Annotated in this window: 3 protein-coding genes; all 3 read right to left on the bottom strand. The window is 66.6% G+C overall.

What is annotated here, in order from left to right; translation table 11 throughout:
- Positions 1-423, bottom strand: a 423-nt coding sequence (locus AC062T_RS11750; protein ID WP_476030239.1) for an isocitrate lyase/phosphoenolpyruvate mutase family protein, incomplete at its 3' end; no start/stop codon positions are given.
- A complete protein-coding gene (locus tag AC062T_RS11755; protein WP_476030241.1) occupies positions 423-1,928 on the bottom strand; it encodes an MmgE/PrpD family protein in 1,506 nt (501 codons plus the stop codon). The genes AC062T_RS11755 and AC062T_RS11750, both read right to left, overlap by 1 nt.
- A gap of 31 nt (positions 1,929-1,959) precedes the next feature.
- Positions 1,960-2,619: a GntR family transcriptional regulator gene (locus tag AC062T_RS11760; protein ID WP_476030243.1), complete on the bottom strand. Its 660-nt coding sequence runs from the start codon at positions 2,617-2,619 to the stop codon at positions 1,960-1,962.
- Positions 2,620-2,665 lie beyond the last annotated feature (46 nt).

The following is a 2,665-nucleotide window of genomic DNA, read 5'->3' on the forward strand; positions in this document are numbered from 1 at the left end:
GAGTGCCGTGTCTTCGTCCACGACCTGCTTGCCGTCGAGGTGGCCGCACCGCTTGGGGTTGACCTGGTCTTCGATGTGGAGACCGGCGACCCCGGCATCCTCAAGCTCGTGAACGGTGCGGGCAACGTTCATCGGCTCGCCAAAGCCGGTGTCGGCATCGATGAGGGTGGGCAGGTCGGTCATGCGGCTGATCTGCAGGGCGCGCTGGGCTACCTCGGTGAGCGTGGTCAGCCCAATATCGGGTAGACCCAGCTCAGCCGCGAGAACGGCACCCGAGATGTAAACGCCCTCGAAGCCCTTCTCCTGAATGAGCCGCGTGCTCAGCGGGGTGAACGCTCCGGGAAACCGCAGCAGCTCGCCCGTCGCGAGAGCATCGCGCAGGTTCTGCCGCTTTGCTGCGGCGGTGAGGGTCGAGTACAGCATTAGAAGATGCCCTTCGGGGTGACGGTGGGGATGTCGGCCGTGACGGTGAGGCGAGCGAGTTCGGCTGCGCTCAGCTCGGGCAGGCGCTGGGCCACGTCGAGAAAGCGCTCGATCTCGGCCGGCGCGAGAACGCCGTCGGCGAGGGTGCGGAACTTGGTGACGTACTGCTCGCGCGCGAACGGGCGGGCACCCAGCGGGTGTGCGTCGGCGACAGCGATCTCGTCGACGATGCGGCTGCCATCGGCGAGCTCGATCTCAACTCGCCCTCCGAATGCCTTTTCGCTGATGTCGTTGGAGTGGTAGCGGCGCGTCCACTCCGCATCCTCGACCGTGGTGACCTTGTTCCACAGCTCCACGGTGTCGGGGCGGCCAGCACGCTCGGGAGCGTAGGAGTCAACGTGGTGCCATGAGCCGTCCTGCAGCGCCACCGTAAAGATGTAAGGAATCGAGTGGTCGAGGGTCTCGCGGCTCGCCGTCGGGTCGTACTTCTGCGGGTCGTTGGCGCCGGATCCGATTACGTAGTGCGTGTGGTGCGAGGTGTGCAGAACGGCCCGAACGATGTTCTTCGGGTCGCGCAGCGCGGGGTTTTCGGTGCCGAGCTTGCGCGCAAGGTCGATCCAGGCCTGGGCCTGGTACTCGGCGGAATGCTCTTTGGTGTAGCTGTCGAGGATGGCGCGGCGGGCCTCTCCACGCTCGGGCAGCGGCACAACGTAGTGTGCGTCGGGGCCATCGAGCAGCCATGCGATCACGCCGTCCTCGCCCTCATAGATCGGGGTCGGGCTGGTCTGACCGCGCATGGCACGGTCGACGGCTTCGACCGCCATCTTTCCGGCGAAGGCCGGGGCGTGTGCCTTCCACGTGGAGATCTCGCCCTTGCGCGACTGACGCGTCGCCGTCGTGGTGTGCAGCGCCTGGCCGATGCTCTGGAAGATCGTCTCGGTGTCGAGCCCCAGCAGGGTTCCGATTCCGGCGGCGGCCGACGGGCCGAGGTGCGCAACGTGGTCGATCTTGTGCTTGTGCAGGCTGATCGCCTTGACCAGATCCACCTGGATCTCGTAGCCGGTCACGAGGCCGCGCAGCAGTTCCTCGCCCGAGCGGCCGAGGTGCTGGGCAACGGCGAGGATCGGAGGAATGTTGTCGCCGGGGTGGGAGTACTCGGCCGCGAGAAAGGTGTCGTGGTAGTCGAGTTCGCGCACGGCCACCCCGTTGGCCCAGGCTGCCCACTCGGGGCTCGACGGAGTCTCGACGCCGAACACGGTCGAGCCGGAGCCACCGCGAGAAACGGGATGCTGCAGCGCCTGTGCACGGGCAGAAACGACCGGTCCGCGGCTGAGCGACGCCGTGGCGACGGCCGCGTTGTCGATGATGCGGTTGATGACCATGTCGGCCACCTCATCCGTCACGGCTACGTTCTCAGAGGCAACCTCCGCGATCTTCCAGGCGAGCTGGTCTTCGCGGGCGAGGTTGTCGGAGCTGGGGTGAACGCGCACATCGTGGTTCTTCACTGAGGGATGTCCTTTCGAGGGTGATGATGGGTCAGACGACTGCGGTGAGGCGCTCGGCAAGCCGCCCCGAGGTTGCGGACTGCATGATGTTCTGCAGGCTGCGATAAAGGTGAACGTGTGTGGCATGAGCCGCGAGCGATGAGTCGCCTGCTACGACGGCGTCGACGATGAGCAGGTGCTCCCCTGCGGCGGCCGCGAGGCGAGTGGGGTCGTCCTGTGCGAGGCGGCGGATGCGCACGAGATGGGTTCGAACGTTGGCCAGGGCGGCTACGAGGTAGGGGCTGCGTGCTGCCTCGTCCATGGCCGCATCAAAGCGGGCCACGAGTTCGTAGTAGGCGTGGTGGTCGGCCAGGAGACGATCGCTGTCGCGGAACTCACCCTGCAACTGCTCAAACACGGCGCGGTCTCGCCGTTCGGCCGCGAGGGAGGCGACCCTCTGTTCGAGCGCTTGGCGAGCCTCGAAGAGCTCGGCGATGTCGTCGATCGATACGGCGGTGACCACGAGCCCGCGGCCGGCTTGGGAGGCGACGAGGCCGTCGGCGACGAGGCGGCTGAGCGCCTCTCGAAGCGGCGTGCGGCTCACCCCGAGGCGGGCGGCCTGCTCGACCTCACCCAGCACGGTTCCCGGCTCAAGCTCCCAGTCGACGATCTGCTCTCGGAGCATCCGATAGGCGCGATCACTCGCTCTCATCGTTCCTCCTTGATCCGCTCGACTCCGTCCAGTGTATACACAAAGC

The organism is Homoserinimonas sp. (assembly GCF_056262345.1).

Excerpts from the sequence above, each read along its gene's own strand:
- AC062T_RS11760 (WP_476030243.1), bottom strand. The coding sequence starts at position 2,619 with ATGAGAGCGAGTGATCGCGCCTATCGGATGCTCCGAGAGCAGATCGTC.